The sequence below is a fragment of the Streptomyces sp. NH27 genome, from assembly GCF_056859195.1.
The window spans coordinates 37,504-44,221 of sequence record NZ_JACEGK010000005.1; the positions used below are offsets into that span (position 1 = coordinate 37,504).

Annotated in this window: 3 protein-coding genes; all 3 read left to right on the plus strand. The window is 71.7% G+C overall.

Annotated elements, in window-relative coordinates:
• Positions 1–154: 154 nt before the first annotated feature.
• The 3 genes from AC13HU_RS01360 to AC13HU_RS01370 all read left to right on the plus strand — a co-directional run bounded on the left by AC13HU_RS01360 (position 155) and on the right by AC13HU_RS01370 (position 6,558).
• A complete protein-coding gene (locus AC13HU_RS01360) occupies positions 155–1,822 on the plus strand; it encodes an FAD-dependent monooxygenase (protein ID WP_483039816.1) in 1,668 nt (555 codons plus the stop codon).
• A 125-nt stretch (positions 1,823–1,947) separates the two neighbouring features.
• On the plus strand, positions 1,948–3,306 hold the full coding sequence (locus tag AC13HU_RS01365) for an MFS transporter (protein WP_483039817.1): 1,359 nt from the start codon (positions 1,948–1,950) through the stop codon (positions 3,304–3,306).
• Between the two features lie 408 nt (positions 3,307–3,714).
• Entirely contained in the window at positions 3,715–6,558 is a 2,844-nt protein-coding gene (locus tag AC13HU_RS01370) for a helix-turn-helix transcriptional regulator (RefSeq protein WP_483039818.1), read from the plus strand.
• Positions 6,559–6,718: the final 160 nt, after the last annotated feature.

Sequence of the window (6,718 nt, forward strand, 5' to 3'; positions counted from 1 at the left end):
TCGCGCACCGGCCCGCCGTAATTCCCGAACGCCCGGGCCGTCGCACCCGCGTTTCGGCTTCGACGTCCAAGATCCCAGGAACACGTGATGTGTCGGCCGCTGCGGCCTGTGGACACTGGGGCGACATTCGGTAGGTAGTGGAGGCAAGGAGCGCATGGACAACGCCCCTGTAGTCGTGGTCGGTGCCGGCCCGGTCGGGATGATGGCCGCCCTGGAACTGGCCTACCACGGTGTGCCCAGCCTGCTCGCGGAGCAGAACGCCGGCCCCACCGTCCATCCGAAGATGGAGTTCAGCAACCCCAGGACGATGGAGCATCACGCCAGGCTGGGGACCGCCGCGGACATCCGCCGGGCGGGCGTGCCTGCCGCGCACTCCTTCGACGTCCTGTGGTCGACCGGGCTGAACCGCGAGCGGCTGGCGGTCTGGAAGCAGCCCTCGGTCGACGAGAAGTGGCAGGAGATCAGGGAGCGCAACGACGGCAGCCAGCCCAGCCAGCCGTACCAGCGGGTGTCCCAGGCCGACCTGGAGCCGGTGCTGCTCGACCACTGCCGGCGCCATCCGCTGATCGACGTCCGCAGCCGCTGGCGGTTCGAGTCGCTCAGCCAGGACGACGAGGGCGTCACCAGCACCTTCCACGACCTGGCCGACGACGTCCGCCACCGCGTGCGGTCCCAGTACCTGGCCGCCTGCGACGGGGCCGGCAGCGCGGTGCGCGGTGCGGTCGGGATCCCGCTGGGCAGTGGCGGCGTCGCGGACGGCGAGGGCGGTGAGGTTCGCGAGCTGCCGGCCGCCTTCTCGGTGACCTTCCACAGCACCGACCAGGAGAGCCTGTTCCGGCACGGCTACTTCTGGCACTACTTCACCAGCAGCTACGTCATCATCTCGCTCGACGAGGCGGGGACCTGGGCGTTCCACTCGCTGCGCCACGAGTCCTTCGACCCGCCGCCGGCCGATCCCGCGGCGTGGATACGCTCCGAGCTCGGAGTGGACCTGGACATCGACAAGGTGCAGGTCACCTCGCGCTGGACGCCGACGTACCTGATCGCCGACCGCTACCGGTCCGGGCGGGTGCTGCTGGCCGGCGACGCCGCGCACCAGATGTTCCCCTCCGGCAGCCACGGCATGAACACCGGCGCCGGCGACGCGGTCGACCTGGGCTGGAAGCTCTCGGCGCTGATCAACGGCTACGGCGGACCCGGACTGCTGGACTCCTACGAGGCGGAGCGGCGGCCTGTCGGCCTGCGCAACATGGCGGCGTCCCGCGAACACCTCGGCGTGCACTTCGCGTACATGCGGCTCACCCACGAGGGGGCGCCGCCGGCCCGGCTGAGCGAGTTCCTGAACGCCCAGCCCGGCGAGAACACCTACGAGGGCGTCTACCTGGACTACCGGTACCCGACCTCCTCGATTGTCTGCACGGACGGGACCGGCGAACCGGCCTTCGACCCGCTGCAATACACCCCGAGCACTTGGCCGGGTGTCCGCCCGCCGAGCGTGATCCTGGCCGACGGCGGGCAGCTCTTCGACCGGTTCGGCCCCGAGTTCACGCTGGTGGACACCGTGGGCGACGGAAGAGCCGAGGCACTGCTGACCGCCGCCGCCCGACGGGGCCTGCCGGTCCGCCATCTCGTGGTCAAGGACAGCCGGGTACGGGAGCTGTGGGAGCGCGACCTGGTACTGGTCCGCCCGGACCAGCATGTCGCCTGGCGCGGGGACCACGGCCCGGCCGACCCCGACGGTGTCATCGACCAGGTCAGGGGCGCGGCGAGCGAGCTCGCGATGTCCCCGGCGGCCGCGGCGGGCTTCGACCGCAGGTCCTGAAACCCGTTTGAGTTCCCGTTTTTCATATGTAACGCAGATATTCAGGAGGACGCCTCGTGGCGACCGAACAAACTGATCTGCCCCGCAGCCAGGATGCTGCCAGGCCGAGGACCCCACCGGGTTGGATGGTCCTCGCGCTGGCGTGCGCGTGCCAGTTCATGGTGATCCTGGACTCGGCCATCGTGAACGTCGCTCTGCCCTCGGTCGACAAGGACCTGGGCTTCTCAGGGACCAGCCTGGCCTGGGTGGTGAACGGCTATCTGCTGACCTTCGCCGGGTTCATGCTGCTGGGCGGCCGCGCCGCGGACCTGTTCGGACCGCGCCGCATGCTGGTCGTCGGACTGTTCCTGTTCTCGGCGTCCAGCCTGGTGGGCGGCCTGGCCGGCACTCCGGGGATCCTGGTGGGGGCCCGCGTGGCCCAGGGCCTGGGCGCGGCGTTCATGGCCCCGTCGACGCTGGTGGTGCTCAACACCTACTTCACCGAGGAGGGCGCGCGGGCCAAGGCGTTCGGCGCGTGGTCCGCCTCGGGTGGTGTCGGCGGCATGGCCGGCGCGGTCGCGGGCGGCGCGCTCACCACCGGCCTGTCCTGGCGGTGGGTCTTCCTCATCAACGTGCCGATCGGCGCGGTGCTGATCGGCACGACCGTGGTGGCGCTGGTCCGTAAGACGGCCGGCAAGCGGCAGTTCCTCGACGTGCCCGGCTCCGTCACCGGCACAGCCGGTCTGGCCGCGCTGATCTTCGGGGTCATGCAGAGCTCCGACCACGGCTGGTCCTCCGCGCAGGTCCTCGGTCCGATCGTGGCGGGTCTGGTGCTGCTCGCCCTCTTCGTGGTGCTTGAGGAGCGGTTCGCCGAGCAGCCCATCCTGCCGCTGCGGCTGTTCCGGGTCCGGGGCATCGCCACCGGCAGCGCCATGCTGTTCCTGTTCGGCGGCATCGCCATCGCGATGTGGTACTTCACCTCGCTGTTCATGCAGGACGTGCTCGGCTACAGCGCGCTGAAGGCCGGGCTCGGGCAGACGCCCGCCGCGGTGATGTTCATGCTGATCGCCCGCTGGGCGTCGTCCCTGCTGCCGCGCACCGGGGTGCGTCCGCTGGTGGTGGCCGGGTGTGCCTGCTTTGTGGCCGGCTTCGGTTGGCTGTCCCAGGCCGACGCCGGCAGCGGCTATCTGACCGGTGTCCTCGGTCCGACGCTGTTCATCTCGCTCGGCATCGGCCTGGTGTTCCCCACCCTCATGGCCGCGACGACCTCCGGCGCCCCGGCCAGCGACGCGGGGATCGTCGGCGGCGTGACCGTCACCTCCAACCAGGTCGGCGGGTCGGTGGGCCTCGCGGCGCTCGCGACGGCCGCCAGCGCCAAGTCAGGCAGCGGAAACGGGGCATCGGCCCTCGCCTCCGGGTACGACGTGGTCTTCCTCATCGCGGCCGGGCTGGCCATCGCCATCGCGGCGGTCAGCCTGCTGGTTCCTCGGCGGGAACGCGCCTGACACTGACGCCCTCGGGCCGCCGCACGGCGGCCCGAGGGCGTATCGATCCCATGGGCAGCGACGCCCCCGCGCCCCGACCGGAGCCCCGGTCGGGGCGCCGTCATGTCCGCGAACTGCCGGGCAGTCCGGGTCCGGTGAGCGGTTCAGGCCATTCTTCCGATTGGCTCCCGCCCTGTCATCCTCCACTCCGGCGGCGAGATGGCTGGTCACGGCAATCGCAGGGGTCACATTGACTCTGTGTCAGATGACCGATGAACGACGGTCGTTTACTCATGTATGTGTTGCAGAATCAGCCCAACGCCGGTAACCGCCGATGGCGGGCGGGCTGAATTGTTCATCGTGTAGTAGCGATGGCGTACCACACGGGTAGGACGGTGGTACGCCTTACGCGGGGGAGGACAAACGAAAATGGTACTGAGGCATATAGTCGGTAGAAACGCTGAACTGGCCCGGCTGCGCGCAGCCGTTGACCGGGCCGTGGCAGGCGGGGGCGGGTGCCTGGTCATCGACGGCCCGCCGGGCATCGGCAAGAGCAGGCTGCTGGCCGCGGCCACCGCCTACGCAGCCGAGCAGAACGTGGCGACGGCGACCGGGCAGGCCACCGAGTTCGACCACGCGGCGCCACTGAGCACCCTGCTCGGCGCACTGCGCAACAACTCGGCCCTCGCCGACGCCATCGACGCCATCGACCGGCTGGACGCCCCGCCCTCCAGCCGGTTCTGGCTGATCGACCGACTCGGCGAGATCCTGGAGCGGCACGTCGCCAAGCAGCCACTGCTGATCACCCTCGACGACGTCCAGTGGGCCGACGAGCTGACCGCGTTGGCGCTGCGCCTGCTGGTCCCCTCGCTCACCTCCTCCCCGGTGCTCTGGCTGCTCGCCCGCCGACCCGCGCCGGCCGACTCCCCCGGCCGCAAGGCGGTCGAGTTGCTGCTGCAGGACGCGGGCATCGAGCGGATGAACGTCCAGCCCCTCGACGACACCGCGGCGAGCGCGCTGTGCGCGGCGTTCCTGGGGACTGAACCCGACCGGCAGTTGCTCGGTATGGTCCACCGCAGCGGCGGCAACCCCTTCCTGCTTGAGGAACTGCTGCTCTCGCTGCGCGGGCAGGACACTCGGTTGTCCAACGGCGGGCCGGCCCACCAGCAGGACAGCCACTCACCCGACGCCGAGCTACCCGCCGGTTTCATCGGCGCGGTGCAGCGCCATCTGCAGGGCCTCTCGCCCGACGCCCACCGGCTGCTGGAAGCCGGCGCGGTGCTCGGCCGCCCGTTCACCGTGCACGAGGCGGCGGGACTGTGGGGCAAGCGGGCCGTGGACCTGGTCATGGCCGCGGAGGAGGCGATGCAGCAGGACGCCCTGGTGGAGACCGGCACCGAACTGGCGTTCCGGCACGACCTGATCCGCGAGTCCGTCTACAGCGCCATCTCCCGTCCGGTGCGCAAGGTTCTGCACCGCGAGGCGGTGATCGTACTGCGGGCGGAGAACCGCCCCTCCACCGAGATCGCCGAGCACATCATCAACGGGTGCTCGCACTGGAACAGCCACACCGTGGACGCGCTGCACACCGCGGTGGTGCAGCTCGCGCACACCGCCCCTGGCACCGCGGCCGACCTGGCGCTGCGCGCTCTGACGGCCATCGGCGACAACGACAACGACAACGACAACGTCATGCGGCCGCGGCTGGCCGCTGAGGCCGTCGGTCTGCTGTCCAGCGTCGGTCGGCTGGCCGAGGCGCAGGAGCTCGGCGAGTCCGTCCTGAAGACCGGGATGCACCCGGAGACCGAGGCGATGCTGCTGTACGGCCTCGCCTCCGCGCTCAAGCACGCCGGGCAGGACGTCGCCGCGGTCCGCTACACCGAGCGGGCGCTCGCCCTGCCGAGCGTCGCCGACCCGGTCCGCGCGCGGGTGCTGGCCATCAGGGCCCACGCGCTGCTCAACGCGGGCGACCTGCGGGAGGCGGCCGAGGCGGCGGACCAGGCCGTACAGCTCGCCCGCAGCTCGGAGGAGTATCCCTCGATGGCCCTCGGGATCGCCGCCAAGAGCATCGCCGCGCTGTCCTCCGGCGACGTGTCGAGCGCCATCTCGCTGGCCAGCGAGGCGGTCCAGGTCGCCGACGAGTCAGGTGGCGAGTCCGCGACGTACCACCCGCGCGTCTGGCTGGGCACCGCCCTCGCGGCTGCCGACCGCTTCACCGAGGCCGCCGCCGTGTACGGATACGGCCAGCGCGAGGCGTACCGGCTCGGCACCGCCTGGTCGCATCCGCTGTGGCACTACCACCGGGCCGAACTGTGGCTGGCCCGCGGGCTGATCGACGACGCCATAGCGGAGGCCGAGGCAGGCATGCGCATGGCCGAACAGCTCACCACGGTGGCGATGAGCGTGCCGCTGCTCGGCATCCTGGCCCGTCTCGCGCTGCGCGCCGGGAATCTGGGGGCGGCACGCGCACAACTGGAGCAGGCCCGCCGACTCGACGCGGAGGGGCTCGGCTCCCGGGTCGAGGACCTGGCGTGGTGCACGGCGCTGGTCCATGAGGCCGAGGACAGTCCGGCCGAGGCCATCCGGTCCCTCGATCCGGTACTGAAGGCCCTGCCGGACCGGGTGGTGCTGTTCGTGCAGGAGCCGGGCGCCGCCTCGAAGGTGGTGCGGCTGGCCCTCAGAGCTGGCGACCGGGACACCGCGCGGCTGGTGGCGGACACCGCCAGCCGGCTGTCCCGCCGCAACCCGAGCTGCGTCACCCTGGCCGCCGCGGACGTTCACTCCAGGGGGCTGCTGGAGGCGGATCCCGCGATGCTGCGGGTCGCGGTCGATGCCTACCAGGAAAGCCCCTGGACGCCGCTGCGTGCCGAGGCGCTGGAGGACCTCGGCACGGCGCTGCAGCACGCCGGCCAGCGCTACGAGGCGACGGACCTGCTGCGCGGGGCGCTTGAGCTGTTCGCCAGGGCGGGCCTGCGGGTGGACGCCGACCGGGTCTCCGACCGGCTCGGCCGGTCCTCCGGGGCGCGGGTCGCGGCGGGGCCGGCACAGCCCACTGCCTCGGCGTGGAACCAGCTGACCCGATCGGAGATCAAGGTCGCCCGGCTGGTCGCCGAAGGGCTCACCAACCGGGAGGTGGCGGCGCAGTTGATCCTCTCGCCACACACCGTCGACAGCCACCTGCGCCACACCTTCGCCAAGCTGGGCCTGTCCAGCCGGGTGGCGCTCACCCGCTGGGTGCTGGAGCAGGAGGTGGCCAACGCGGCCAAGTCCTGAGCGGCGGCCGGGGGTCAGGCGGTCTCCGGCGCCGCGTCCGGGTGCGGGCGCCGGTCGCGGGGTGCCAGCGGGTCGGCCGGCGGGCCTGATGAGGCGGCGCGCCGGCCGGCCCCGAGCAGCGCCGGCAGCAGGATTCGCGGCGCGGCCAGCGACATCGTGG